Genomic DNA, 23,471 nt, shown 5'->3' with positions numbered 1-23,471 from the left:
GCCGCGCTCAGGCGAGGAAGGCCTCGAGCCTGCCGGCGAGCGCAGCACCGACGCGGGCGTGGAGGGCCGTGCCGTCCAGCTCGTGCGTCTCCTCGTAGATCATCCCGTGCTCGTGCACGGCCGAGACCAGGTCGCCGCGATCGTACGGCAGCAGGACCCGCAGCTCGATCTCCGGCAACGGAAGCGCATCCTCGATGACCTGCCGGAGCTCGTCGATGCCCTCGCCCGTGCGGGACGACACGAACACCGCTGAGGGCACGAGCCCTCGCAGCAGGAGGCGCGCGTCGTCGTCGATGAGGTCGGCCTTGTTGAACACGACGATCTCCCGAGTGTCACGCGCCCCCACGTCGCCGATCACGTCGTGGACGGTCGCGAGCTGAGCGGCGGGATCGGGATGCGAGCCGTCGACGACGTGCACGATGACGTCGGCGTCGCCGACCTCTTCGAGCGTCGAGCGGAACGCCTCGACCAGCTGGTGCGGGAGGTTGCGAACGAAACCGACGGTGTCGGTCAGCGTGTAGATGCGCCCGTCCTCGGTCACCGAGCGTCGGACGGTGGCGTCCAAGGTGGCGAACAGCGCGTTCTCGACGAGCACGCCCGCGCGCGTGAGCCGGTTCAGGAGACTGGACTTGCCGGCGTTCGTGTATCCGGCGATCGCCACGGCGGGAATCGTGTTGCGCTTGCGTTCGGCACGCTTGGCATCACGGGCCGGGGCGAAGTCGCGTATCTGACGACGCAGTTGCGCCATGCGGGTGCGGATGCGGCGGCGATCGAGCTCGATCTTCGTCTCACCGGGTCCGCGCGAGCCCATACCGGCGCCACCGGCGCCGACCTGCCCACCGGCCTGCCGGCTCATCGACTCACCCCAACCGCGCAGGCGCGGCAGGAGGTACTCGAGCTGCGCGAGCTCGACCTGGGCCTTGCCCTCGCGGCTCTTCGCGTGCTGACTGAAGATGTCGAGGATGACCGTCGTGCGATCGATCACCTTGACCTTGACGACGTCTTCGAGCGCGCGCCGCTGGCTCGCGGCGAGCTCGGTGTCGGCGATCACGGTATCGGCGCCGACGGCGGCGACGATGTCGCGCAGCTCCTCCGCCTTGCCGCGGCCGATGTACGTCGCCGGGTCGGGATGCGGTCGACGCTGCAGCACGCCGTCGAGCACGACGGCGCCCGCCGTCTCGGCGAGGGCCGCGAGCTCGCGCAGCGAGTTCTCGGCGTCCTCGGTCGCGCCCTGCGGGTGGACGCCCACGAGGACGACGTTCTCGAGCCGCAGCTGGCGGTACTCGACCTCCGTGACGTCCTCGAGCTCGGTCGACAGGCCGCCGACGCGACGCAGCGCCTGACGCTCCTCACGGTCGAACTGGTCACCGTCGTCGAAGCCGTCGGCGACGGTCGCCGCATCCTGCAGCGCCTGCGCTGCGGCCAGGGGGCCGCGCGTCCGTGCGCGAGAATCAGCTCGCGAGAGCACCCGGTCGACGTCGTCGAGCCGCTGCTCGTCGGTGGACGGGGGTGTTTCTGTCATCGTTTCCTTTCGGGGCGTCTCGCGCCCGCTCACTCTAGCCTCCCGCCTTCGGAGACTTACCGCTACGCTTCGTGTATGGGGAGTGACCACTACTTCACCGCGTCACCCGCCAGTCCCGAGAACCTCCGCACCATTCGTGTCACCGTGGCCGGTCGCGACATCGATGTGACGACCGCCGGCGGAGTGTTCAGCCCGGATCGACTGGATGCGGGCACCGCCGTGCTGCTGAGCAACACACCGCCGCCCCCGGCCGGCGGCCACTTCCTCGACCTCGGATGCGGCTGGGGCCCGATCTCGATCTCGCTGGCACTCTCGTCGCCACACGCCACGGTGTGGGCTGTCGATGTCAACCAGCGTGCCCTCGATCTCGTCCGCCGCAACGCGCAGAACCTCGGCCTCACCAACGTCAACGCTGTGACGCCGGATGATGTTCCCGAGGACATCGCCTTCCGCACCATCCGCTCGAACCCGCCGATCCGCGTCGGCAAGAACGAGCTCCACGGCATGCTCGAGCGGTGGATCCCCCGACTGGACGAGCGCTCCGACGCGTGGCTCGTCGTCGCCCGCAACCTCGGCGCCGATTCGCTGCAGCGCTGGCTCGCCGCATCCTTCCCGGCCGGCTTCAGCGTGCACCGCACCGCGACGGCGCGCGGTTTCCGCGTGCTCAAGATCCGGCGCCACGGAGCCGAGGCCACCGCTCCCATCCCGCTGCCGTGACGGTGATACGCTCGCCTCACAAAGACTGATGGGCTGAGGGCGCAGTTCGGGCGGGGGATGCGCCGATCGGAGTCTCCTCATGCCCTCTTCCTCCTCCGTCGGCATCCGCTCGTACCGTGCCCTGCCGCGCATCGCGGGATGGGACTACCTCGTCGCCACGAGCCTCGGGCGTCTTCCTCTGTCGATGGTCCCGCTCGCCGTCCTGACGCTCGTGACCTCCGCCACGGGGTCGATCGCCGTCGGCGGCTTCGCCGCCGCCGCTGCCGCGATCGGCGAGGCCGTCGGCGCTCCGGCCTCCGGTGCGATCGCCGACCGCATCGGACAGCGTCCTGTGCTCCTGGCCGGCGTCGTCGTGCACGTCGCGCTGCTGCTCGTCCTGACGTGGGGCGCAGGGCACGTCTCCGACGCCGGGGCGGTCGCCCTTGCCGCCGGAATCGGGCTGAGCCTGCCGCAGGTCGGCGCGTTCTCCCGCACGCGGTGGCTCTCCCTCGCGCCGGACGATCTGCCGACCGCCTTCGCCTTCGAGGGCGTCATCGACGAGATCTCCTACATCTTCGGGCCCGCGATCGTGGGCCTGACCGCCGCGTTCGTCTCGCCGCAGGCGGCCACGCTGCTCGCCGGCGCGCTCGTCGTAGCCTTCGCGACGCAGTTCGCCGTGCACCGCACGCACCGAAGCGTGCCGCGGAGGCGACAGGCGCCGCCCCGGACAGCAGCGCCGGCCCGCCGCCGGACCCTGCTGGTCACCGCACTCGTCGGGATGCTGGCCATGGGCACGTTCTTCGGGGCGAGCCAGACCGGTCTGACCGCCTTCGCGGGGCGCATCGGCATTCCGGATGCGGGTGCGCTCCTCTACGCCGTCATGGCGGTGGGCTCGGCGATCACAACACTGTCGATGGTGCTGATCCCGGAGCGGATCGGCACGTGGACACGCTGGAGCGTAGCCGCCTGCGGGATGACGTTGGGCGCGTCGCTCATGCTCGTCGCCGACGATGTCGTCTGGATCATCGGAGCCGGACTGGTCGCCGGCGCGTTCCAGGGCCCGCTGCTGCTGACGATCTTCCGGGTCGTGGGCGACGCCGCAGACGAGGGACGGGCGGGTATCCTGCTGACCCTCACCACGAGCGGCATCGTCCTCGGCATCGCGGCGGGCTCCGCTCTGTCCGGGCTGCTGGCGCAGAACCTGGGGGCTGCCTGGGGATTCCTGCCTGTGCTCAGCGCAACGCTCGTCCTGCTCGCGATGGGCGTCGTCGGCGCTGCCTCCGCCAAGGCAGGAGCGCGCGCCCTATCCCACTAGGCGAGCGTCACTTCACCGTGGAAGACCAGCGACGCGGGCCCCGAGAGCAGCACGTGCCCGTCCTGCATGCGGACGCCCAGCGTCCCGCCGGGCACATCCACGACCCACGCATCGGGCGCCCCGGAGCCTGCCCAGTGACGCACCGCGAGCGCTGCGGCGGCCACGCCGGTGCCGCAACTGAGGGTCTCTCCGACGCCCCGCTCGAACACCCGCATCCGGATGCCGCCGACACCGCCCACGACGAGGGGGTCGCTCGGAACGACGAACTCGATGTTCGCACCGGCGGGCGGCTGAGGGTCGAGCAGGGGTTGCACCGTCAGATCGAGCGCTTCCAGCTCGGCCTCGGACGAGAGCGCCACGACGACGTGGGGATTGCCCACATCGACCGGCTGGCCCGGGCGCGCGACGTCCAGACCGCGAGCCCGCACGAGAACGTCGTTCTCGTCGACGACCCACTCCCCCAGATCCACTTCGAAACCGCGTTCGCTGCGCGTGAGCGTCTTGACCCCGGCACGGGTACCGATGCGCAACGGCGCGTCGAGCGACGCCAGATTCTGGTCCTCGAGGAAGCGCGCGAAGACCCGCGTGCCGTTGCCGCACATCTCGGCCTTCGATCCGTCGGCGTTGCGGTAGTCCATGAACCACTCGGCGCCGGCTCGAGCCGCGTCCGCCCCCTCGGGGATCCGCCCGGAACGCACGACACGCAGGAGTCCGTCTGCGCCGATCCCGAATCGGCGATCGCACAGGACCGCGATCTGATCGTCGCTGAGAGCGAGCTCTCCGTCGGGATCGGAGAGGATCACGAAGTCGTTCCCGGTTCCGTGGCCCTTGGTGAACGAGAGCGTGCGCGACATGCCGCCAGTCTACGGGCGGGGCAGGGCCGGGCCGTCCGCGCGTCGAGGCGTCGTCACGCCTCGACGATATCCGCGACCGCCATGCCCGCCGTGATGCGGCGGGCTGCCGTGTAGCGACGGAACCAGGAGACCTGACGCCGTGCGTACCGCCGGGTGAGCGCCTGCGTCTGCGCGATCGCCTCGTCGCGACTCAGCCGGCCGTCGAGCTCGCCGAGGGCCTGCGCGTAACCGATGGCCCGCCGCGCCGTGACCCCGGCGTCGAGCCCCCGGGCGCGCAGGGCCGCGACCTCGTCCAGGAGGCCGTCTCGCCACATCTGATCGACGCGGGCATCCAGCCTCGGCACGAGCACGTCGCGCTCCTCATGGGCGATCAGCAGGCGGGTACGCGGGTGCCAGAGACGTGGGTCCTCGGGCAGCGCAGCACCGTGCGTCGCCGCGCCCTGGGCCAGGATCTCGAGCGCCCGCACGATCCGCCGGCCATTGTGCGGATCGACGCGCCCCGCGGTGACCGGGTCGATGCCGCGCAGGCGCTCGTACAGCGCTCCGGGACCGAGCTCGTCCAACTCCGCCTCCAGCGCCGCACGCAGAGCCTGGTCCCTCGGAGGAAAGCGGAAGTCGTACGCGACCGCGGAGACGTACAGTCCCGAACCGCCGACGAGGATCGCGTCGGCGCCGCGGGCGTTGATCGCCTCGACCGCCTGCCGGGCGCGCGGCTGGTAGTCGGCCACGGCGGCTTCCTCGGTCACCTCGAGCACGTCGAAGAGGTGATGCGGGATCCCACGGCGCTCGGCGACGGGGAGCTTCGCCGTTCCGATGTCCATGCCGCGGTACAGCTGCATGGCGTCCGCGTTGACGATCTCCGCCGCCCGTCCACGTGCGCGCAGTTCCTCCGCCAGCGCGAGCGAGATCCCGGTCTTACCCGTGCCGGTGGCCCCGGCCACGATCCACAGCCGGGGCGCGGACATCACTGGTCCCGACGAAGCGACGGGAGACCCAGAGAGACCGCCTTCGGCCCGGAACCCGCGGGGGTGGGCACGCCGCAGGAGTCGGCCTCCGCGCGATCCCACGCGTCACCGGAACGGGTGCGACGGATCACGAGCGCAGCGCCGTCGGGCGAATCAGCCAGGAGGTGGAAGGGAGCCGCGTGCGTCACCACGACAGAGACGACGTCTCCCGGGCGCGGCACCGGCGATGCTTCGGGCACCTCGAAGTGCACGAGCCGGTTGTCTTCGGCGCGACCGGTGAGGCGGCGCGTGGCCGCATCCTTCTTTCCTTCACCGGCCGAGACGAGCACATCGAGGCGGCGCCCCACCTGTTTCTGGTTCTCTTCGAGGCTGATGCGCTCCTGAAGGGCGACGAGGCGCTCGTACCGCTCCTGCACGATCTCCTTCGGCACCTGGTCGGCCATCGTTGCAGCGGGGGTGCCCTCGCGGATCGAGTACTGGAAGGTGAAGGCGCTCGCGAACCGCGCCTGTTCGACGACCCGCAGGGTCTCCTGGAAGTCCTCTTCCGTCTCGCCGGGGAACCCGACGATGATGTCGGTGGAGATCGCGGCGTGCGGGATGCGCGCGCGCACGCGATCGAGGATGCCGAGGAAGCGCTCCGATCGGTAGGAACGGCGCATGGCCTTGAGGATGCGGTCGCTGCCGGACTGCAGTGGCATGTGCAGCTGCGGCATGACCGCGGGCGTCTCGGCCATCGCGTCGATGACGTCGTCCGTGAAGGCGGCGGGGTGAGGGCTCGTGAAGCGGATCCGCTCGAGGCCCTCGATCTCGCCCGCGGCGCGCAGGAGCTTGCCGAACGCCTGACGATCACCGAACTCCACACCGTAGGAGTTCACGTTCTGGCCGAGCAGCGTGACCTCGATGGCGCCGTCGTCGACCAGCAACCGGATCTCGCTCAGGATGTCGCCCGGGCGGCGGTCCTTCTCCTTGCCGCGCAGGCTCGGAACGATGCAGAACGTGCAGGTGTTGTTGCAGCCCACCGAGATGGACACCCACCCGCTGTACACGCTGTCGCGCTTGGTGGGCAGCGTCGAGGGGAAGACGTCGAGAGACTCGAGGATCTCGAGCTCGGCCTCCTCGTTGTGCCGCGCCCGCTCGAGGAGTTTGGGCAGTGAGCCCATGTTGTGGGTTCCGAAGACGACGTCGACCCATGGCGCCTTGTCGACGACCGTCTGCTTGTCCATCTGCGCCAGGCAGCCGCCGACGGCGATCTGCATGCCCGCGTGAGTGCTCTTGCGGGACTTCAAGTGCCCGAGGGTGCCGTAGAGCTTGCCTGCAGCGTTGTCGCGCACGGCGCACGTGTTGATCACGACGACGTCGGCCTCGGCACCGGGCTCGACGGGGACGTAGCCCGCCGACTCCAGCGATCCCGAGAGACGCTCGGAGTCGTGCACGTTCATCTGGCAGCCGAAGGTGCGCACCTCATACGTCCGCGCACGTCCGTCGGCGTCGTGCGCGGCGGGCGAGGCGGCGATGAGGGTCGGAGCGCTCGAGGGGATCGTCATGATGGGAGCCATTCTACGTTCGGCGATCGACCGGGACCGCAGCCGGAAGCGGCGTCCGCTCAGTCGAAGCGCGGCCCGCGGACAGCGGGGCGCCGAGCCTCCGCGAGCGCCTGCCGGGCTGCGGTCATCGCGACGGACGAAGGGTAGCCCCGGCGAGCGAGCTGACCGACGAGTCGGCGCAGTGCGGCGTCGTCGTCGCGGCCGCCGATCGAGGTCGCTTTGCGACGCGCGAACTCGAGGGCGCGCTCGGCGTCGTCGTCACCTACCGCTTCCAGCGCGGCATCGGCGACATCGCGCGGCACGCCGCGGCGGGCCATCGCCTGCGCGATCGCGATGCGGCCTTCACCCTTCCGAGAGACACCGACGTGCACCAGTTGCTCCGCCAGCGCCGCGTCATCGAGGTAGGACAGGCGGAGGAAGCCCGCCACGATCTCCTCGACGGCATCGCGCGACAGGTCGCGCTGCGCGAGGAAGGTGCGCGCCTCACGCTCGGAGAGCGAGCGCGCCCGGAGCTTGCGCAGCAGCGCGTCGGACGCCGCCTGCGCGAGCGCCGCGTCATCGGACTCGGGCTCGGAATCGGTATCGGAATCGGTATCGACGTCATGCGAGGCGTCGAACGGCGAGGTGTCGCGCGCATGCTCCGGTCCGGGGACGAAGAAGGGGCCTGTCCCCCGCTGCACTGATTCCGCGGGTGAGCTCGCGGGAGCAGCCGAGCGAGGCCCGAAGAGCGGGATCACCGGGGCGAGGGCGTCCACCTCGCCCCGGTCGTCCTCGTGGGTCATGCCGGGCGTCGCTGAGCCAGCTCGTCTTCGACGGGCACCTCGACGACAGGGCCGATACCGAGCTTGGTCTTGATCTTCTGCTCGATCTCGGCGGCGACGTCGGCGTTGTTGCGCAGGAAGTTGCGGGCGTTCTCCTTGCCCTGCCCGAGCTGCTCACCGTCGTAGGTGAACCAGGAGCCAGACTTCTTCACGATGCCCTGATCGACACCGAAGTCGATGAGGCTTCCCTCGCGGGAGATGCCGGTGCCGAACAGGATGTCGAACTCGGCCTGCTTGAAGGGCGGCGCCATCTTGTTCTTCACGACCTTGACGCGGGTGCGGTTACCGACCGCCTCCGTGCCGTCCTTCAGCGTCTCGATACGACGGATGTCGAGGCGAACCGACGCGTAGAACTTGAGCGCCTTTCCACCCGCGGTCGTCTCCGGCGAACCGAAGAACACACCGATCTTCTCGCGGAGCTGGTTGATGAAGATGGCGGTCGTCTTCGTCTGGTTCAGACCACCCGTCAGCTTGCGCAGCGCCTGCGACATGAGGCGCGCCTGCAGACCGACGTGGCTGTCACCCATCTCGCCCTCGATCTCCGCCTTGGGCACGAGGGCCGCGACCGAGTCGATGACGACGAGGTCGATGGCGCCCGAGCGCACCAGCATGTCGGCGATCTCGAGCGCCTGCTCACCCGTGTCGGGCTGCGACACCAGGAGCTGGTCGATGTCGACGCCGAGCTTCTTGGCATAGTCGGGGTCGAGCGCGTGCTCGGCGTCGATGAAGGCGGCGATTCCGCCCGCACGCTGCGCGTTGGCGATCGCATGCAGGGTCAGCGTGGTCTTACCGGAGGACTCCGGACCGTAGATCTCGATGATGCGTCCGCGCGGCAGGCCGCCGACGCCGAGTGCGACATCCAGAGCGATGGAACCGGTCGGGATGATCTCGACCGGGGCGCGGTCTTCGCTGCCCAGTCGCATGACCGAGCCCTTTCCGAACTGCCGGTCGATCAGGGCGAGTGCCGATTCGAGGGCTTTCTCGCGGTCTGCGGGTGAGGGCATGAGGGTTCCTTCTGCTCGATGTCGGTCGCCTGTAGGCTGCCGCGTCCACCCGGCACAGGGTCCGGCTTCGGCGGCAAGGCGTACGTGTCGTTGCGACATCTCCCACGGTAGGCAGGGCCTCCGACATCGCGTCGGAACACTCCGCATCCGTGGACAGACATCCCTCGGACGCCGTCTGTGCAGAACACTACGCGTGAATCGAACAGATCTTCGACGACACGCCGTCGTCATCGACCCGGTTCGAGCCGCCCCACTCCGTACCGGCGGTTCGGCGGGACATCCATCTCCGCGCACAGCGCGAGCCAGACGTCGCGCGTCGGCTCCCCCGCCGCCAACGCCTGCGCGGCCGTGCGGTCGCCGGCACCGGCGAGCACCAGATCATCGACCAGATACGCCCCACGCGAGCCGAACTCGTCTCGGACGGCGCGATCGAACTCGCTGCGGCGCATTCAGCGCAGCGAGAGTTCGGGAGATGCCATCGCGACCAGCTCGTCCGGCACGACGTCCGGGAAGGAGTTGATGCCCTCCAGCACCGAGAGCCGATCCGAGACCTCACGCATGATCGTGGAGATGGGAACATCCAGCGCCTCGGCGACGGCGCCGAGGATCTCGCTCGAGGCTTCCTTCTGCCCGCGCTCGACCTCGCTCAGATATCCCAGCGCGACACTCGCGCGGCTGGCGACCTGACGCAGGGTGCGACCCTTCTGCTGACGGAGCTCACGAAGGACTTCGCCGATCTCATGACGTACCAGGATCATTTCGAGCCCTCCTTTTACCGAATCCGTCGTGCACCGGGTGCATAACGCTACAACAGTGCGTGCGGCCAATCTAATCCCGCGCCGCTGGGTGACGGATGAGAATCGCACAACGTAACCCAGTGGTAACCCGATCTGTTCCCTCAGAGCGCCTCGAGCACCATTCGTAGTGCGCGGCGCGTGGTGCGCTGGCGGATCTGCTCCCGATCGCCGTCGAGCTGCAGCAACTCGACTCTCGTTCCCAGCGGCGTCGACACCGCCACGAAGACTGTCCCGACGGGCTGCCCGTCCGACGATGTGGGCCCGGCGATCCCGGTCGTCGCCACACCGACATCCGCGCCGGCGCCGTCCACCGCGACCGACTCCCGCACCCCTTCGGCCATCTGGCGCGCCACCTTCGCCTGCACCGGGCCGCCGAGCTCCAGCACGAGCGGGTCGACGCCGAGCAGGCTCTGCTTGAGCTGCGTGGCGTAGGCGACGATGCCGCCGCGCACGACCTTCGACGCGCCGGCGACAGCAACCAGCTGGCTGCACACCTCACCGCCGGTCAGCGACTCGGCGATGCCGATGGTCCAGCCCAGTTCGCCGAGACGCTGGACGATGTGCTCCGCGTCCGTACGTCGCCCGCCGACGATCGAGGTCTGCTCGTCGAGGGTGCTGTCATCCATGAAGCGCTCATTCGACATGCGCGTCTCCCCCGCGGCGCGCTCGGCGTCCCCTCACCTCGCTGATGACGTAGTCGATGCCGCTGGCGATCGTGAGGATGACGGCGATCCACATCGTGACGGTGTTCACGACGTGGATCCACTCCCCGACCAGCGGAGCGAATGGCGCGAGCGCCAGCGAGAGCGCAACGGCCTGAGCGACGGTCTTGAGCTTTCCCATCCAGGCTGCGGCGAGCACGTGGTCGCTGACGACGGCGAAGCGGTACACCGTGATGCCGACCTCTCGAACGAGCACGACGATGGTGACCCACCAGGGCAGTTCACCGAGAATCGACAGGCCCACGAAGGCGCATCCTGTGAGCGCCTTGTCTGCGATCGGATCCAGGAGCTTGCCGAGATCGGTGACGATCTCGTAGCGCCGGGCGAGGTACCCGTCGATGCCGTCCGTGGCGATCGCCACGATGAACAGCACGGTCGCCGCCCATCGCATCGCACCGCCCTCGCCTGCGTCGGCGAGCAGGAGCCAGAGGAAGACCGGCGCACACAGGATGCGCACGACCGTGATCGCGTTGGGAAGCTGTCGGGGAACCGCCACGATGCGAGCCTAGCGAGCGAGGGGCGTTCAGTCGCGCCCGGTAAGACTCCAGGCGTCCTCGGAGCCCTCGTCGCCGTCGACCACCTCGAGTCCATCGAACTGTGCGTGCACCGCATCCGTTCCGTAGCGGTCGTCGACGGCACCGCCTGCGGGCGGGTCCTCGCCGCGGAGGCGGGCCAGGACACCGGGCAGCTGCTCCGGCGTCACCAGCACGTCACGGGCCTTGGAACCCTCGGACGGACCCACGATCTCGCGCGACTCCATGAGGTCCATGAGGCGTCCCGCCTTGGCGAAGCCCACGCGCAGCTTGCGCTGCAGCATCGAGGTCGATCCGAACTGCGTGCCGACGACGAGCTCCGCCGCCGCGAGCAACAGCTCGAGGTCGTCGCCGATGTCGGCGTCGATCTCCTTCTTCTCGGTGACCGCGGCCACATCCGCCCGATACTCGGGACGAGCCTGGCCGGTGACGTGCTGCACGACCTTCTCGATCTCGGGCTCGCTGACCCACGCTCCCTGCACGCGGATGGCCTTCGACGCGCCCATCGGCAGGAAGAGACCGTCTCCCTGACCGATGAGCCGGTCGGCGCCGGGCTGGTCGAGGATGACGCGGGAGTCGGTGACGCTCGTGACGGCGAAGGCGAGGCGCGAGGGCACATTGGCCTTGATGAGGCCCGTGACGACGTCGACGCTCGGGCGCTGGGTCGCCAGCACCAGGTGGATGCCGCTCGCACGCGCCAGCTGGGTGATGCGCACGATGGAGTCCTCGACGTCGCGCGGCGCGACCATCATGAGGTCGGCGAGCTCGTCGACGACGACGAGGAGATAGGGATACGGCTTCAGCACGCGCTCACTGCCGGCGGGCAGTTGGATCTGCCCCGCCACGACCGCCTTATTGAAGTCGTCGATGTGGCGGAACCCGAACGACGCGAGGTCGTCGTAGCGCATGTCCATCTCCTTCACGACCCACTGGAGCGCCTCGGCGGCCTTCTTGGGGTTCGTGATGATCGGCGTGATGAGGTGCGGGACGCCGGCGTAGGAGGTGAGTTCCACGCGCTTCGGGTCGATGAGCACCATCCGCACCTCGGACGGCTTCGAGCGCATGAGCAGGCTCGTGATCATGGAGTTGACGAAGCTGGACTTTCCGGAGCCGGTGGAGCCGGCAACCAGGAGGTGAGGCATCTTCGCGAGATTGGCGACGACGAAACCTCCGCCGACGTCCTTGCCCACACCGATCGTCATCGGATGCGTGGACTGCAGCGCGTTCTGCGAACGGAGCACGTCGCCCAGCGTCACGATCTCGCGGTCGGTGTTGGGAATCTCGACACCGATGGCGCTCTTACCGGGAATCGGAGCGAGGATGCGCACCTCGTTGGACGCGACGGCGTACGCGATGTTGTTGGTCAGCGCCGTGATGCGCTCGACCTTCACTCCCGGGCCGACCTCGACCTCGTACTGGGTGACCGTCGGGCCTCGTGAGAAGCCGGTGACTTTCGCGTCGACCTTGAACTGCTCGAACACGCCCATGATGGCGCGCACGACCGCATCGTTGGCCTCGGAGCGCGTCTTCGGCGCCGATCCCGCAGCGAGAGCCGCGACCGAGGGCAGCGAGTAGGAGGCCGCCGGCGGAACGCGGTCGCCGCTGCCGCCGAAGCCCTCGATGCCGTCGAGGGTGGGCTGCGGACCGGAGTCGCCGTCGTCCTGCAGGCCGGCAGCGGCGCGGCTGTCCGCGACCGCTCGTTCGGCCGCGGCGATCACCGAGGGATCGATGACCTCGGTGAGGGCATCCGGCGCACCCGGCAGGGGGGGTGCAGGACGCGCGGGCTCGAGTGCGTTGTCGAACCCACCCGCGACCGGGGTGTCGGTGAACAGCAGCTCGGTCAGATCCTGCGAGCCTGCTCCCTCGTCGGGGTCCTGCTCGCGTCCGGTCTTGTTGCGACGCCACCACGGCATCGCCTCGGTCTCATCGTCGTCGCCGGCGACAGAGCCCGCTGCGCCCTTCGAAGGCTCGGCCTTCTCCACCGGCTCCTGGCGCTCGGCTCCGAACATCCACGCATACAGGTCGCCGAGGCGACGACCAATGCGATTCGGGGGCGTACGGGTGAGGATGAGCACGCTGAGCACGGCCAGCAGGGTCAGCACGATGCCGGCGCCGACCGGCTGGAGCAGAAGCGCGAGGGGCTCCCCCGCCATCCAACCGAACAGCCCGCCGGCGGTGCTGAGTTCGGGAAGGCCGGCCGACGGCTGCGGGCGACCCCCGAGAACGTGGCAGAAACCGGCGATGGTCAGGATGAAGAGCGCGAAACCGATTCCGATACGGCCGTTGTCGTGCACCGAGGCGGGATGCCGGAACAACCAGCCGGCCAGAAGGACGAGGAAGACGGGGAGGATGAAGGAGACCCGGCCGACCAATCCACCGATGGAGTACGCGCTGATGGCAGCGGAGACCTCGGTGCCGATGAAGAACCACTCGATGACGGCGCCGGCGACGGCGAGAAGGACGAGCAGGAACGGGAACCCGTCGCGGCGCTGGTCCTTCTCCAGCGTCTCGGGTCCGAACGTGCGGAACAGCCCGCCGGTGAGGTGCGCGAGTCCCATCCAGGCGCGGACGGCGACCGAGGGTCGATCGTCCTCGCCCACATAGCGCTTGGTGGCGGGTTCGGGCTTGCGCGCGCGCGACGAACCACCCTTCGCGGGGGCGCGACGCGTCGAGGCGGTACTGCGTGCCATGCTCCCACGGTAGATCCGACCCGCGACAGCGGCCGGTAGCCACGCGGCGAAGCGCCTCAGCGCAGGCGACGCACCATGGTGTCGCGCCCGTGGGCGGGAGACGTGACGGCGAAGCCCTCGGAGCGGTAGAGCGTCGCGGCGAAGTTGTCGCGCTCCACGCTGAGACTGAGGCGCGCGTAGCCCTCGGCCCGCGCCGCCGCCACCAACTGCTGCAGCAGGGCGCGCCCGACCCCGTGGGCGCGCCACAGCGGGCGCACGCCGATCACGAGCTCCGGGACTCCCGTGCCGATGTACCCGAACCCCGGCTCGGTGCGCGGCAGCATCCGGTACCACGCGGCACCGATCGCGTCGCTCTCCGGGCTCACGGCGACGAAGCCCGTGTCGCCCGGCCGCTTCCACCCAGAGATGTATCGGGCGTGCTCCGGGGCCGCGAGGATCTCATGCCGCGGACGTGCCGCACCGGGCCGCCAGTTCGCGGCCTCGACCACCATGTCCGCGAGGAACACGCCGTCCGCCTGTTCGGCGGGGCGGATCCGGAAGCTCGCGGGCATGCCCGGATCATAGCGATGAAGCGGTCAGGCCTCGATCACCAGCGGCACGATCATCGGGCGCCGACGCAGACGCTGGTTCACCCAGCGGCCGATCGTGCGGCGGACGACCTGCGAGAGGGCGTGCGTGTCGCGCACGCCCGATCCGGCCGCCTCCGCGAGCGCCGCGGCGATCTTGGGCTTGACGTCCTCGAACACCGAGTCGTCCTCGGCGAAACCGCGCGCGTGGATCTCCGGTCCGGTGATGATGCGCCCCGTGGAGGCGTCCACCACGACGATCACGGAGATGAAGCCCTCTTCACCGAGGATGCGGCGGTCCTTGAGGTCTGCATCCGTGATCTCGCCCACGGTGGAGCCGTCGACGTAGACGAAGCCGATGTCGCGCTGACCGACGACGCGAGCCTCGCCGTCCTTGAGGTCGATGACCGTGCCGTTCTCGGCGAGGATCGTCCGTTCGGCGGGGATGCCGGTGTCCTGTGCGAGCTTCGCGTTGGCCATCAGATGGCGGTACTCGCCGTGCACGGGCAGTACGTTGCGCGGCTGCAGGATGTTGTAGCAGTACAGCAGCTCGCCCGCGGCGGCGTGGCCCGAGACGTGCACCTTCGCGTTGCCCTTGTGGACGACGTTGGCGCCGAGCTTGGTCAGCCCGTCGATCACGCGGTAGATCGCGTTCTCGTTGCCGGGGATCTGGCTGGAGGCGAGGATCACAGTGTCGCCGGGGCCGGGCTCGATCTCGTGGTCGAGATTGGCCATCCGCGAGAGCACCGCCATGGGCTCGCCCTGAGAACCGGTCGACATGTAGACGATGCGATCGTCGGGCAGGTCGCGCGCCTTCTTGTAGTCGATGAGCACGCCGTCCGGCACCTTGAGGTAGCCGAGGTCCTGGGCGATCGTCATGTTGCGCACCATGCTGCGCCCGAGGAAGGCGACCCGACGCCCGTGGGCGGCCGCCGCGTCGATGACCTGCTGCACGCGGTGCACGTGGCTCGAGAAGCTCGCCACGATCACCCGGCGCGGCGCGCGACCGATGACCTGGTCGAGCACGGGGCCGATCGAGCGCTCCAGCGGGGTGAACCCGGGGACGTCGGCGTTGGTGGAGTCGACGAGGAAGAGGTCGATCCCCTCCTCGCCCAGGCGGGCGAAGGCACGGAGGTCGGTGAGACGGCCGTCCAGGGGCAGCTGGTCCATCTTGAAGTCGCCGGTGGCCAGCGCCATGCCTGCGGGCGTGCGGATGGCGACGGCCAGGGCGTCGGGGATGGAGTGGTTCACCGCGACGAACTCGAGATCGAAGGGCCCGACCTGCTCGCGCTGACCCTCCGCGACCGTCAACGTGTACGACTTGACCCGGTGCTCCTTGAGCTTCGCCTCCACGAGGGCGAGCGTCAGCCCCGAACCGATGAGGGGGATGTCGTTCTTGAGCTTCAACAGGTACGGCACGGCACCGATGTGGTCCTCGTGGCCGTGCGTCAGCACGATTCCCACGATGTCGTCGAGCCGGTCGCGCAGGGGCGCGAAGTCGGGGAGGATCAGGTCCACGCCCGGCTGATGCTCCTCGGGGAAGAGCACGCCGCAGTCGACGACGAGGATCTTCCCGTCGTACTCGAAGATCGTCATGTTGCGACCGACCTCGCCGAGCCCTCCCAGGGGCGTGACGCGCAGCGTCCCCTGAGCGAGTGCGGGCGGATCGTAGACAGTGTTGGCCATACGTACCTCTCCGGATGCGGCCTGCGCCGCATCCGTGTTCTGCCCGCTGAATGAAGGAGCGGGCTATGGGGCTCGCCTCGTGGCGAGCGGTTGTCAGCGTGTGGTTCCGTGCACCTTCGGCAGCGCGCCGCCGGCAGCGGCGTTGCGGTCGGGACGGAAGTTGGAGAAATCGGCACCGGGGACGTCGCGCACCAGGGCGAGTTCGTCCTCGATGATGGCGGCCTCCCACTCCTCCGGCCCCACGAGGGGCAGGCGGACGCGGGGGCTGGAGATGCGGCCGAGGCCGTGGAGGATGTACTTCGCGCTCACGGTGCCCGGCACGTGCGTCATGACGGCCCGGACGAGCGGCTCGAGTCGCTTGTGCTCGGCGGTCGCCGTGGCGAGGTCGCCGCGGTTCACCGCGTCCACGATCGCACGGTAGGGGGCGGCCGCGATGTTGGCGGTGACGCCGATGAGACCCGACGCTCCGATCGCGAGGTGCGGCAGCACGTTCGCATCGTCGCCGGAGAAGTACATCAGGTCGGTCTGGTTGAGCACGCGGCTCACCTCGCTGAAGTCGCCCTTCGCATCCTTGATCGCCAGGATGTTCGGATGCTTGGCGAGGCGCAGGATCGTCTCGTACTTGATCGGCACGCCGGTGCGGCCCGGGATGTCGTAGAGGATGACGGGCAGATCCGTCGCGTCCGCCACGAGGCGGAAGTGCGTGAGGATGCCGGCCTGGGTCGGCTTGTTGTAGTACGGCGTGACGATCATGATGCCGTCCGCGCCGGCCTTCTCGCTCGCCCGGTACAGCTCGATCGCGTGAGCGGTCTCGTTCGAACCTCCGCCGGTGATGATCTTCGCCCGGCCGGACGCGACGCTCTTCCCGACCTCGACGAGACGGAGCTTCTCCGGGTCGGTCAGTGTCGAGGTCTCCCCCGTCGTCCCGGTCACCACGATGCCGTCGGCTCCCGCGGTGATGACGTCGTCCATGTGCTTCTCGACGGCGGGCCAATCGACCTCACCGTCGGCGGTCATGGGAGTGACCAGCGCGACGAGCACCTGTCCGAAGGGGTTGCCCGTGTGCGTCATGGTCCCAGGCTATCGGTTCCGGCCGCCGCGGCCCCACCGCATGAGCGCCGATCACCTTCCGCAGGCGGCGCGCGGATGCTGCGACATCCGCACGATCGCTGGGGCTGGTGCGACCCCGCGCGGCATGTGGGGCAACGGGAGACTCAACGGGCGGCAGATGTCACGTCATTGAAGGGAGGCGATCCGCCGCCGTGACAACGTCGCCGAGATCGCGCGCTGCACGCGCTGTCCCTCGCGCACGACGAGCGCATAGTCGCCGATCCGTCGTGCAGACGTCGCGGTGGCACGGGTTCGCCGTGCCGGCCGCCGTAAGGTGGCGGCATGGTCTGGCACACGTCCGCAAGCCGCGTCGTCTACGAGAACCGATGGATCCGCGTGAGGGAGGACGACGTCACCGGCCCGGACGGCGAGGGGATCTACGGCGTCGTCGAGATGCAGCATCCCGCCGTGTTCATCGTGGCGCTCGACGACGAGGACAACGTCTGTCTCGTGTCGATGCAGCGCTACACCACCGGCCCCTCGTGGGAGGTGCCGGCGGGAGGCAGCGACGGCGAGGATCCGCTCCTCGCCGCTCAGCGGGAACTCGCCGAGGAGACAGGCTTGGTCGCGGCGGAGTGGGAGCACCTCGGCACCATGAACGCGCTGAACGGGATCGCCGTCGCGCCCGAGCACGTGTTCCTCGCGCGCGGCCTCTCCCCCGCCCCGGATAGCGCCCTCGCCCAGGCGGAAGAAGGCATCGACGAGGTCGTCCGGGTGCCGTTGCCCGAGGCCCTCGCGATGGTCGCGGACGGCCGCATCAGCGATGGCGAGACCGTTGCAGCGCTCGCATACGTCGGCATCCGGCTCGGCCGTTTCGTCTGACTCAGCGGCCCCGTCGACCGAGTTTCGCGGCGAGTCGATCAGGGGCCACGCTCGCCAGCGCGGCGAGCGCGCGGTAGCGAACAGTGGGCACCGACACGGCCTTGCCACGTGCCGCATCACGCAGCGACGGCGTCACCACGTCGGCGGGGTTCAACCACATCCAGCCCGCGATCCCCTCCTGCCCAGGGGCGAGACCGAGCCGCTCGTGGAAACTCGTGTGCGTGTAGCCCGGGCACACGGCCGTGACCGTCACGCCGCGCGGCGCATAGGACGCATCGGCCCAGCGGCTGAAAGACACGAGCCACAGTTTCGAGGCGCCGTACGTGGAGCGCGGGATGAACGCGGCGATGGAGGCGATGTTCAGGATGCGGCCGCTGCCGCGCGCGAGCATCGGACCGAGCGCCGCGTGCATGAGCCGCATCGGCACCTCGACGTGCACGGCGAGGTGCCGCACCTCGTCCTCGATGTCGTTGCGCTCGAAATCGAGGGGAAGACCGAATCCGGCGTTGTTGACGAGGATCTCGATCGGCCGCCCGGCATCCGTCAGCCGATCGATGACCGACTGGCGCGCCCTCGCATCCAGCAAGTCCGCGACGAGAACCTCAGCCCGGACACGGGACGCGGCGCGCACCTCGCGGGCGACCGATTCCAGCGCCTGGGCGTCGCGGCCGACCAGCACGACGTCGGCGCCGCGCGCGGCGAGCTGCCTGGCGTACTCCGCGCCGAGTCCGGAGCTGGCACCGGTGATGAGAGCCGTCTTCGCCATGGGCCGAGCCTACGCGCCGGCGCCTATCGTGAACCCATGGTGGACGTGCTGCTGTGGGCGTGGGAATGGGAGTGCTGCGGCGAGCCGTTCGCGGTGGGCGACCGCGTCGAGTTCGGCGTCGTTGCGGCCGACGAGGCTGTGCGCGAGCTGTGCGCGCCCGCGGCGGAGCCCGAGTTCGTCGAGACTCACCACGAGCGGGAGCCCGAGCTCCACATCTCGGGCGTCGTGCGCTCGGTGGCGGGACTCACCGTGGCTCATCGGATGATGCGCGTTTCACGGCAGCCGCCGGCGCCGGAGATCACGCGCTTCTCGTCGCCGGGAGCGGAATGGGCGATCGAGGCACGACCGACCCCGTACGTGCTGACGTCCGAACGGTCCCCCGGCACGGCGCAACTCGAGCCGCTGCCCGGTGTCACCCGCACGGTGGAGGACGATGGCGACGCGTTCGCGGTCCCCGAACCGGATTGGGCGGACGGCGAGATCCGCCGTCGCCTCGAGGGCTACCTCGTCACGATCGACGAGGAGTGATCACGGCGCGACGCGGCCGTTGGCGTTGAAGGCGGCGTGGGTGAGCGGCATGAGCTCGGTCCAGAACGCCTCCATCTTCTCGGCGCACATCTCGATCTCGCGCTGCGGGAACGACGGGAAGTGGGTGCCTTCCACCTTCGTGCGCAGTGACAGGAAGTTCATGAGCGCACGGGCGTTCATGGTGACGTACATCGAGGAGTAGATGTTCAGCGGCAGGACGATCCGCGCAACCTCGCGGGCGACACCGGCGTCCAGCATCCGCTGGTAGGCCTCGAAGGCCTGGATGCTGGCGGCGCGGGTGGTCTCGTCGACGAGCTCGAACTGCTCGTCGGTGCCGGCGAGGAACTCGTACGCGCCGGGCTTGCCGACCTGGATGAGGTTGCGCTCGCGGGCCGGCACATAGAACACGGGACGCAGCTCGCGGTAGCGGCCCGACTCCTCGTTGTACGAGGCCATACGGTGACGCATGAACTCGCGGAAGACGAAGATCGGCGCCTGCACGTAGAACGTCATGGAGTTGTGCTCGAACGGCGATCCGTGACGGTCGCGCATCAGGTAGTTGATGAGTCCGCGATCGCGCGCGGTCGCCTGGTCACCGGATGCGGCGGACTCGAGCGTCTGCTCCCCCTGCGTCGACACACGCGCGGCGAAGAGCACGTCGGAGTCGGAGGCACTGGAACGGACGAGCTCGACCGTCACGTCGCTGCGGAACTGGATCTCGGCACTGGACGCGTCACTCACCCTCCCAGCGTATCCCGGCCCTGTGTTACGTACGTGCGTCATCTTGGGCGGAATCGATGCCCGCGCATGCACGCAGGTCTAGCCTGGGATGTCGTGGACCCCCTCATCGCCGTCGCCGTGCTGGCCGCGCTCCTCGCAGCGACTGTCGGCCTCGGTCTCGCCCTGCGCTGGCGTCAGAACCGGCCGCGACGGGTGGATCCCGACGAGGTGGTGGATCCGGCGCGTCTCGGTGCTCCCGCCCTCGGCGAGGTCGCGACGCTGCTGCAGTTCAGCACCGAGTTCTGCGCACGCTGCCCCGGCGTTCACCGCACGCTCTCCGACATCGCCGCCGACCGCGAAGGCGTCGTGCACCTCGACGTCGATCTCACCCATCGCACCGACATCGCCCAGCATTTCCGCGTGCTGCAGACGCCGACGACGCTCATCCTCGATCACCGGGGCACCGTGCGCACACGGTTCGGCGGAACACCCCGCCGCGACGTGGTGGAGCTGGAACTCGCCCGCGTGACCGAGGAGTCGACCCGTGTCTGATCGCTCGCCCGCCCGCATCGATGTGAGGGGCCCCCGCTTCGCCGCATCGATCACCGCCGTACTCCTGCTGATCGCCGTCCTTCTCGGCCTCACCGGCGCCTCGGCCGCTCCCTCCGCGGGAGCGTACGGGTGGTTCGCGTACCAGCCGCTGACCGAGGGAACGTTCACAGCAGCGCCCCTGGGAGCGGTGCTGGCCTACCGTGTCGCGGATCCGGGCTTCATCCTGCTGGCCGTGATCGCTTCTCTCTTCCTGTGGGGGGTGGTGTCACCGCGCACCGCGCCATGGGGCGTGCTGTACCGCAGACTCGTGCAGCCGCGCCTGCGCCCGGCGACGGAGTTCGAGGACCCGCGTCCGCCGCGCTTCGCTCAGGGCGTGGGGCTGTTCGTCACGGTGATCGGGCTGGCGCTGCATCTTCTCGGGGTGCCCTGGGCGCTGCCGATCGCCGCCGCAGCCGCGTTCGTCGCCGCCTTCTTGAACGCCGTGTTCGGTCTCTGCCTCGGCTGCCAGCTCTATCTGGTGCTCGCCCGCGCGGGCATCATCGGCACCGCCCGCGCGGTCTGAGCGGGCGTCGCTGTCAAGACCGACGCCTTCGCAAAGTTCCGGCGGTTACGCTGTGCCCCGAGGGCCGAAACGCGGCCGGAGGGAGACGACCATGAGTGTCACCAGCGAAGCCAGCACCAGCTGGAAGGGAAGCCTCGCAGAGGGATCGGGCGAGGTCGCCCTCGAGTCCTCCAACCAGGGCCCTCTGGCGGTCAATTGGAAGGCTCGCAGCGAGGGCTCGACCTCCGTGACGACGCCCGAGGAGCTCCTGGCCGCGGCGCATTCGTCCTGCTTCAGCATGGCGCTCTCGCACGCACTGACCGAGAACGGCACCCCTCCCGAGAGCATCGAGACCACCGCATCCGTCACGTTCGTTCCCGGTACCGGGATCAGCGGCAGCCACCTGAACGTCAACGCGAGCGTGCCGGGCCTGTCGTCCGAGGACTTCGCCCGTATCGCCACCGAGGCGAAGACGGGATGCCCCGTCTCGCAGGCGCTCGCGGGCATCGAGATCACGCTCGAGGCGACGCTTGCCTGAGCCCCGCCACGTCGTGGTCGGCGGCGCGTCCGGCCTGATCGGCGGAGCGCTGACGGCGTCGCTGCGCGCCGATGGCGTGCGCGTGACGACTCTGGTGCGCCGCCCGGCGCAGAGCCCTGACGAGGTTTCGTGGCTGCAGGATTCCGAGCCCCTGGATCCGGCCACCCTCGAGGGTGCGGATGCGGTTGTCTCGCTCAGCGGTGCCAGCGTCGGCCGCTTCCCGTGGACCCGCTCGTACAAGAGCACGTTGCTGTGGTCGCGTCTCACGCCCACCCGCACGCTTGCTCGTGCGCTGCGGTCGCTGGGCGCTGACGCCCCCGCGTTCGTCTCCGCCTCCGCGGTCGGCTTCTACGGGTCGAACCCTGGGGTGCCGCAGGACGAGATCTCGGGTCCGGGCGAAGGCTTCCTCTCGCGGCTCACCGTCGAGTGGGAGCAGGCTGCGCGTGAGGCGGGCGAGAGTGCCAGGGTCGCGTTGCTGCGCACGGCGCCCGTCGTGCACGAGCAGGGTGTGCTCAAGCCCCTGCTGCTGCTCACCAAGCTCGGTCTCGCGGGGCCCATCGGGCGCGGCACGCAGTACTGGCCGTGGATCTCTCTGACCGACGAGGTGGGGGCGATCCGCCACATCCTGGCAGAGCAGATCACGGGTCCGGTGAATCTGACCGGGCCGACCCACGCCACCGCGAACGACCTCGGATTCGCCCTGGCTCGCCGCATGAACCGGCCCTACGTGCTGCGCGCCCCCGAGTGGGCGGTGCGCATGGCACTCGGCGCGGATGCCACCGAGGCGCTGCTGACCAACGACGTGCTCCTCTCGCCGACGGTGCTGACCTCCACCGGTTACCGCTTCACGCATCCCACGGTGGAGGATGCGGTCGCCGCGGCGGTTCCGGCCGCCTGACGCTCAGCCGCGGTCGCGCCGCTCCAGCCGGATCGCGGTGCGCACCGCGGCGCGAGCGCGCCGCCGGTCGCCCGATCCGTCGTAGGCGAGTCCGAGCCGGTACCAGGCGCGCCAGTCGTCCGGCGCCTCCTCGACGTCCTGGCGGTAGGCGGGGAACACCGCGTCCGCCTCGTCGCGCAGCACGCGCCCGCTCGGCCGCGTCTCCAGCGCCTCGGTGGGCAGTGCGTCGTCGGCCTCCAGCCGGCGGCCGAGCGCCTGCGCGCGCACGCCGAACCACAGCTCCCGCCCGACAGCCCACACGGCGATGACCGGCAGGACCAGCAGGGCGACACCCGCGGCGACGCCCAGCGGCATCCCACTGGTCAGGAGCAGCCAGGCGCGCTGGCCGACGAACACGGCGTACAGCGCGAACGCCGCCACCATGACGGCGACGCCGATGCGCGCGCTCATGGAGTCGTCGCGGCGATCTGGCCGGACGCGGCGCCGTCGGTCACCCCGGCGCCCGTGCTGCGCGTTCCGGGCAGGCGAATACCGATGTCGAGGAAGCTATCGAGCCCCACGTGAACGCCACGGGCGTCGCGGGCGGCGGCGAGCGCGAGGCGAATGCCGGGGGCGTACGCCAACGCCGGCTCGATCGTGTCGTGGACGATCGAGAGCGACTCCCCTGCCCCCGAGAGGATGACTTCCTGACGCGCGACGACACCGGGGCGCCGTAGCGAGTGGATCGGGACGCTGGCCACCTGCTGGCCACGCGCACGCTGGTCGACGTGCGGCGCCTCGACCGGGCCCGTGCCGTGGCGGGCGGCGGCGATCATCTCGGCGGTGCGCACCGCTGTGCCACTGGGCGAGTCGATCTTGGTCTCGCGGTGGGCCTCGATGATCTCGATGGAATCGAAGAACGGGGCTGCGGCGGCGGAAAGCGCCGAGCCCATCACGGAGCCCAGGGAGAAGTTCGGGATGAACACCACGCCGACGTCGGCCGCATCCGCGAGGGGACGCACGAGCGCGATGCGCTCCGCCGACCACCCGCTGGTGCCCACCAGCACGTTCTTGCCGCGTTCGATCGCGGTGCGCACGACGTCGATGGAGATGGCGGGGATCGAGGCGTCGATCACCAGGTCTGCATCGTCGATGGTCTGGATGTCGTCGCGGGACGACAGGGCGGCGACGAGCTCGAAGCCCTCTTCACCCTCGACCACGCCGCGGATGATGCTTCCCAGCTTGCCGGTTGCTCCCACGATGGCCACACGCGTCGTCATGTCTCCACCCTAGGCGCACCCC

The 23,471-nt window shown here is 69.7% G+C and carries 26 protein-coding genes; 8 read left to right on the top strand and 18 right to left on the bottom strand.

The annotated features are described in order from the left end of the window. Nucleotides 1–7: 7 nt before the first annotated feature. Nucleotides 8–1,522, bottom strand: a complete 1,515-nt coding sequence (gene hflX, locus SK224_RS15800) for a GTPase HflX (RefSeq protein WP_320435585.1) — start codon at nucleotides 1,520–1,522, stop codon at nucleotides 8–10. 75 nt (nucleotides 1,523–1,597) lie between these two features. Here hflX and SK224_RS15795 point away from each other — a divergent pair, with 75 nt between their 5' ends. Then, nucleotides 1,598–2,239, top strand: a complete 642-nt coding sequence (locus tag SK224_RS15795) for a class I SAM-dependent methyltransferase (RefSeq protein WP_309732321.1) — start codon at nucleotides 1,598–1,600, stop codon at nucleotides 2,237–2,239. Between the two features lie 79 nt (nucleotides 2,240–2,318). Beyond that, nucleotides 2,319–3,533: an MFS transporter gene (locus SK224_RS15790; protein ID WP_320435584.1), complete on the top strand. Its 1,215-nt coding sequence runs from the start codon at nucleotides 2,319–2,321 to the stop codon at nucleotides 3,531–3,533. Here the strand turns inward: SK224_RS15790 and dapF are convergent. The 13 genes from dapF to dapA all read right to left on the bottom strand — a co-directional run bounded on the left by dapF (nucleotide 3,530) and on the right by dapA (nucleotide 16,786). Next, nucleotides 3,530–4,387, bottom strand: a complete 858-nt coding sequence (gene dapF, locus SK224_RS15785) for a diaminopimelate epimerase (protein ID WP_320435583.1) — start codon at nucleotides 4,385–4,387, stop codon at nucleotides 3,530–3,532. The genes SK224_RS15790 and dapF overlap by 4 nt on opposite strands. Nucleotides 4,388–4,440: 53 nt before the next feature. After that, a complete protein-coding gene (gene miaA, locus SK224_RS15780; protein ID WP_320435582.1) occupies nucleotides 4,441–5,352 on the bottom strand; it encodes a tRNA (adenosine(37)-N6)-dimethylallyltransferase MiaA in 912 nt (303 codons plus the stop codon). Then, nucleotides 5,352–6,896 (bottom strand): tRNA (N6-isopentenyl adenosine(37)-C2)-methylthiotransferase MiaB, encoded by a 1,545-nt coding sequence (gene miaB, locus SK224_RS15775; RefSeq protein ID WP_320435581.1) that lies wholly within the window; start codon nucleotides 6,894–6,896, stop codon nucleotides 5,352–5,354. The genes miaA and miaB overlap by 1 nt, the downstream gene beginning before the upstream one ends. A gap of 59 nt (nucleotides 6,897–6,955) precedes the next feature. Further along, a complete protein-coding gene (locus tag SK224_RS15770; protein ID WP_320435580.1) occupies nucleotides 6,956–7,678 on the bottom strand; it encodes a regulatory protein RecX in 723 nt (240 codons plus the stop codon). Further along, nucleotides 7,675–8,721 carry a recombinase RecA gene (gene recA, locus SK224_RS15765; protein ID WP_243227207.1) on the bottom strand — a complete coding sequence of 349 codons (1,047 nt, stop codon included), beginning with the start codon at nucleotides 8,719–8,721 and terminating at the stop codon, nucleotides 7,675–7,677. The genes SK224_RS15770 and recA overlap by 4 nt, the downstream gene beginning before the upstream one ends. Before the next feature lie 227 nt (nucleotides 8,722–8,948). After that, nucleotides 8,949–9,170, bottom strand: a complete 222-nt coding sequence (locus tag SK224_RS15760; protein ID WP_320435579.1) for a DUF3046 domain-containing protein — start codon at nucleotides 9,168–9,170, stop codon at nucleotides 8,949–8,951. Then, nucleotides 9,171–9,479 carry a helix-turn-helix domain-containing protein gene (locus SK224_RS15755; protein ID WP_137416575.1) on the bottom strand — a complete coding sequence of 103 codons (309 nt, stop codon included), beginning with the start codon at nucleotides 9,477–9,479 and terminating at the stop codon, nucleotides 9,171–9,173. A gap of 140 nt (nucleotides 9,480–9,619) precedes the next feature. Next, on the bottom strand, nucleotides 9,620–10,144 hold the full coding sequence (locus SK224_RS15750) for a CinA family protein (RefSeq protein ID WP_320435578.1): 525 nt from the start codon (nucleotides 10,142–10,144) through the stop codon (nucleotides 9,620–9,622). A 7-nt stretch (nucleotides 10,145–10,151) separates the two neighbouring features. Next, on the bottom strand, nucleotides 10,152–10,736 hold the full coding sequence (gene pgsA, locus SK224_RS15745) for a CDP-diacylglycerol--glycerol-3-phosphate 3-phosphatidyltransferase (protein WP_320435577.1): 585 nt from the start codon (nucleotides 10,734–10,736) through the stop codon (nucleotides 10,152–10,154). Between the two features lie 27 nt (nucleotides 10,737–10,763). Then, nucleotides 10,764–13,463, bottom strand: coding sequence for a DNA translocase FtsK (locus SK224_RS15740; protein WP_320435576.1), 2,700 nt, complete (start codon nucleotides 13,461–13,463; stop codon nucleotides 10,764–10,766). Nucleotides 13,464–13,519: 56 nt separating this feature from the next. Next, complete coding sequence (locus SK224_RS15735) at nucleotides 13,520–14,014, bottom strand: GNAT family N-acetyltransferase (RefSeq protein ID WP_320435575.1); 495 nt, start codon at nucleotides 14,012–14,014, stop codon at nucleotides 13,520–13,522. 24 nt (nucleotides 14,015–14,038) lie between these two features. Continuing rightward, nucleotides 14,039–15,715, bottom strand: a complete 1,677-nt coding sequence (locus SK224_RS15730; RefSeq protein ID WP_137419079.1) for a ribonuclease J — start codon at nucleotides 15,713–15,715, stop codon at nucleotides 14,039–14,041. Nucleotides 15,716–15,808: 93 nt separating this feature from the next. After that, nucleotides 15,809–16,786, bottom strand: a complete 978-nt coding sequence (gene dapA / locus SK224_RS15725; protein WP_320435574.1) for a 4-hydroxy-tetrahydrodipicolinate synthase — start codon at nucleotides 16,784–16,786, stop codon at nucleotides 15,809–15,811. 321 nt (nucleotides 16,787–17,107) lie between these two features. On the opposite strand from dapA, the gene SK224_RS15720 reads away from it, so the two are divergent. Beyond that, complete coding sequence (locus SK224_RS15720) at nucleotides 17,108–17,647, top strand: NUDIX hydrolase (protein WP_320435573.1); 540 nt, start codon at nucleotides 17,108–17,110, stop codon at nucleotides 17,645–17,647. Between the two features lies 1 nt (nucleotide 17,648). Here SK224_RS15720 and SK224_RS15715 read toward each other — a convergent pair whose 3' ends face one another. After that, the gene (locus SK224_RS15715) at nucleotides 17,649–18,413 is read right to left on the bottom strand and encodes an SDR family NAD(P)-dependent oxidoreductase (RefSeq protein WP_320435572.1); all 765 of its coding nucleotides are present in this window, start codon (nucleotides 18,411–18,413) and stop codon (nucleotides 17,649–17,651) included. A gap of 36 nt (nucleotides 18,414–18,449) precedes the next feature. Here SK224_RS15715 and SK224_RS15710 point away from each other — a divergent pair, with 36 nt between their 5' ends. Then, nucleotides 18,450–18,941: a DUF6578 domain-containing protein gene (locus tag SK224_RS15710; RefSeq protein WP_320435571.1), complete on the top strand. Its 492-nt coding sequence runs from the start codon at nucleotides 18,450–18,452 to the stop codon at nucleotides 18,939–18,941. Here the strand turns inward: SK224_RS15710 and thyX are convergent, their stop codons facing one another. Continuing rightward, entirely contained in the window at nucleotides 18,942–19,682 is a 741-nt protein-coding gene (thyX, locus tag SK224_RS15705) for an FAD-dependent thymidylate synthase (protein WP_309732364.1), read from the bottom strand. It abuts the gene before it with no gap. A 93-nt stretch (nucleotides 19,683–19,775) separates the two neighbouring features. Here thyX and SK224_RS15700 point away from each other — a divergent pair, with 93 nt between their 5' ends. The 4 genes from SK224_RS15700 to SK224_RS15685 all read left to right on the top strand — a co-directional run bounded on the left by SK224_RS15700 (nucleotide 19,776) and on the right by SK224_RS15685 (nucleotide 22,190). Next, nucleotides 19,776–20,213, top strand: a complete 438-nt coding sequence (locus tag SK224_RS15700; RefSeq protein WP_234073236.1) for a TlpA family protein disulfide reductase — start codon at nucleotides 19,776–19,778, stop codon at nucleotides 20,211–20,213. Beyond that, entirely contained in the window at nucleotides 20,206–20,775 is a 570-nt protein-coding gene (locus SK224_RS15695) for a DUF4395 domain-containing protein (RefSeq protein WP_320435570.1), read from the top strand. Before SK224_RS15700 ends, SK224_RS15695 begins: the two co-directional genes overlap by 8 nt. 91 nt (nucleotides 20,776–20,866) lie before the next feature. Continuing rightward, on the top strand, nucleotides 20,867–21,292 hold the full coding sequence (locus SK224_RS15690; protein ID WP_320435569.1) for an OsmC family peroxiredoxin: 426 nt from the start codon (nucleotides 20,867–20,869) through the stop codon (nucleotides 21,290–21,292). Beyond that, a complete protein-coding gene (locus SK224_RS15685; RefSeq protein WP_320435568.1) occupies nucleotides 21,285–22,190 on the top strand; it encodes a TIGR01777 family oxidoreductase in 906 nt (301 codons plus the stop codon). Before SK224_RS15690 ends, SK224_RS15685 begins: the two co-directional genes overlap by 8 nt. A 3-nt stretch (nucleotides 22,191–22,193) precedes the next feature. Here SK224_RS15685 and SK224_RS15680 read toward each other — a convergent pair whose 3' ends face one another. Together SK224_RS15680 and dapB are read right to left on the bottom strand one after the other, a co-directional pair. Then, the gene (locus SK224_RS15680; protein WP_309732371.1) at nucleotides 22,194–22,640 is read right to left on the bottom strand and encodes a hypothetical protein; all 447 of its coding nucleotides are present in this window, start codon (nucleotides 22,638–22,640) and stop codon (nucleotides 22,194–22,196) included. Then, nucleotides 22,637–23,449 carry a 4-hydroxy-tetrahydrodipicolinate reductase gene (dapB, locus tag SK224_RS15675; protein WP_320435567.1) on the bottom strand — a complete coding sequence of 271 codons (813 nt, stop codon included), beginning with the start codon at nucleotides 23,447–23,449 and terminating at the stop codon, nucleotides 22,637–22,639. The genes SK224_RS15680 and dapB overlap by 4 nt, the downstream gene beginning before the upstream one ends. Nucleotides 23,450–23,471 lie beyond the last annotated feature (22 nt).

The organism is Microbacterium sp. BG28, assembly GCF_034044005.1.
Classification (GTDB): Bacteria; Actinomycetota; Actinomycetes; order Actinomycetales; family Microbacteriaceae; genus Microbacterium.
The sequence above is the reverse complement of the archived record's forward strand: the minus strand, read 5'-3'. Positions and strand labels throughout refer to the sequence as shown.

Excerpts from the sequence above, each read along its gene's own strand:
- hflX (WP_320435585.1), bottom strand. The coding sequence starts at position 1,522 with ATGACAGAAACACCCCCGTCCACCGACGAGCAGCGGCTCGACGACGTC.
- SK224_RS15795 (WP_309732321.1), top strand. The coding sequence starts at position 1,598 with ATGGGGAGTGACCACTACTTCACCGCGTCACCCGCCAGTCCCGAGAAC.
- SK224_RS15790 (WP_320435584.1), top strand. The coding sequence starts at position 2,319 with ATGCCCTCTTCCTCCTCCGTCGGCATCCGCTCGTACCGTGCCCTGCCG.
- dapF (WP_320435583.1), bottom strand. The coding sequence starts at position 4,387 with ATGTCGCGCACGCTCTCGTTCACCAAGGGCCACGGAACCGGGAACGAC.
- miaA (WP_320435582.1), bottom strand. The coding sequence starts at position 5,352 with ATGTCCGCGCCCCGGCTGTGGATCGTGGCCGGGGCCACCGGCACGGGT.
- miaB (WP_320435581.1), bottom strand. The coding sequence starts at position 6,896 with ATGACGATCCCCTCGAGCGCTCCGACCCTCATCGCCGCCTCGCCCGCC.
- SK224_RS15770 (WP_320435580.1), bottom strand. The coding sequence starts at position 7,678 with ATGACCCACGAGGACGACCGGGGCGAGGTGGACGCCCTCGCCCCGGTG.
- recA (WP_243227207.1), bottom strand. The coding sequence starts at position 8,721 with ATGCCCTCACCCGCAGACCGCGAGAAAGCCCTCGAATCGGCACTCGCC.
- SK224_RS15760 (WP_320435579.1), bottom strand. The coding sequence starts at position 9,170 with ATGCGCCGCAGCGAGTTCGATCGCGCCGTCCGAGACGAGTTCGGCTCG.
- SK224_RS15755 (WP_137416575.1), bottom strand. The coding sequence starts at position 9,479 with ATGATCCTGGTACGTCATGAGATCGGCGAAGTCCTTCGTGAGCTCCGT.
- SK224_RS15750 (WP_320435578.1), bottom strand. The coding sequence starts at position 10,144 with ATGGATGACAGCACCCTCGACGAGCAGACCTCGATCGTCGGCGGGCGA.
- SK224_RS15740 (WP_320435576.1), bottom strand. The coding sequence starts at position 13,463 with ATGGCACGCAGTACCGCCTCGACGCGTCGCGCCCCCGCGAAGGGTGGT.
- SK224_RS15735 (WP_320435575.1), bottom strand. The coding sequence starts at position 14,014 with ATGCCCGCGAGCTTCCGGATCCGCCCCGCCGAACAGGCGGACGGCGTG.
- SK224_RS15730 (WP_137419079.1), bottom strand. The coding sequence starts at position 15,715 with ATGGCCAACACTGTCTACGATCCGCCCGCACTCGCTCAGGGGACGCTG.
- dapA (WP_320435574.1), bottom strand. The coding sequence starts at position 16,786 with ATGACGCACACGGGCAACCCCTTCGGACAGGTGCTCGTCGCGCTGGTC.
- SK224_RS15720 (WP_320435573.1), top strand. The coding sequence starts at position 17,108 with ATGGTCTGGCACACGTCCGCAAGCCGCGTCGTCTACGAGAACCGATGG.
- SK224_RS15715 (WP_320435572.1), bottom strand. The coding sequence starts at position 18,413 with ATGGCGAAGACGGCTCTCATCACCGGTGCCAGCTCCGGACTCGGCGCG.
- SK224_RS15710 (WP_320435571.1), top strand. The coding sequence starts at position 18,450 with ATGGTGGACGTGCTGCTGTGGGCGTGGGAATGGGAGTGCTGCGGCGAG.
- SK224_RS15690 (WP_320435569.1), top strand. The coding sequence starts at position 20,867 with ATGAGTGTCACCAGCGAAGCCAGCACCAGCTGGAAGGGAAGCCTCGCA.
- SK224_RS15680 (WP_309732371.1), bottom strand. The coding sequence starts at position 22,640 with ATGAGCGCGCGCATCGGCGTCGCCGTCATGGTGGCGGCGTTCGCGCTG.
- dapB (WP_320435567.1), bottom strand. The coding sequence starts at position 23,449 with ATGACGACGCGTGTGGCCATCGTGGGAGCAACCGGCAAGCTGGGAAGC.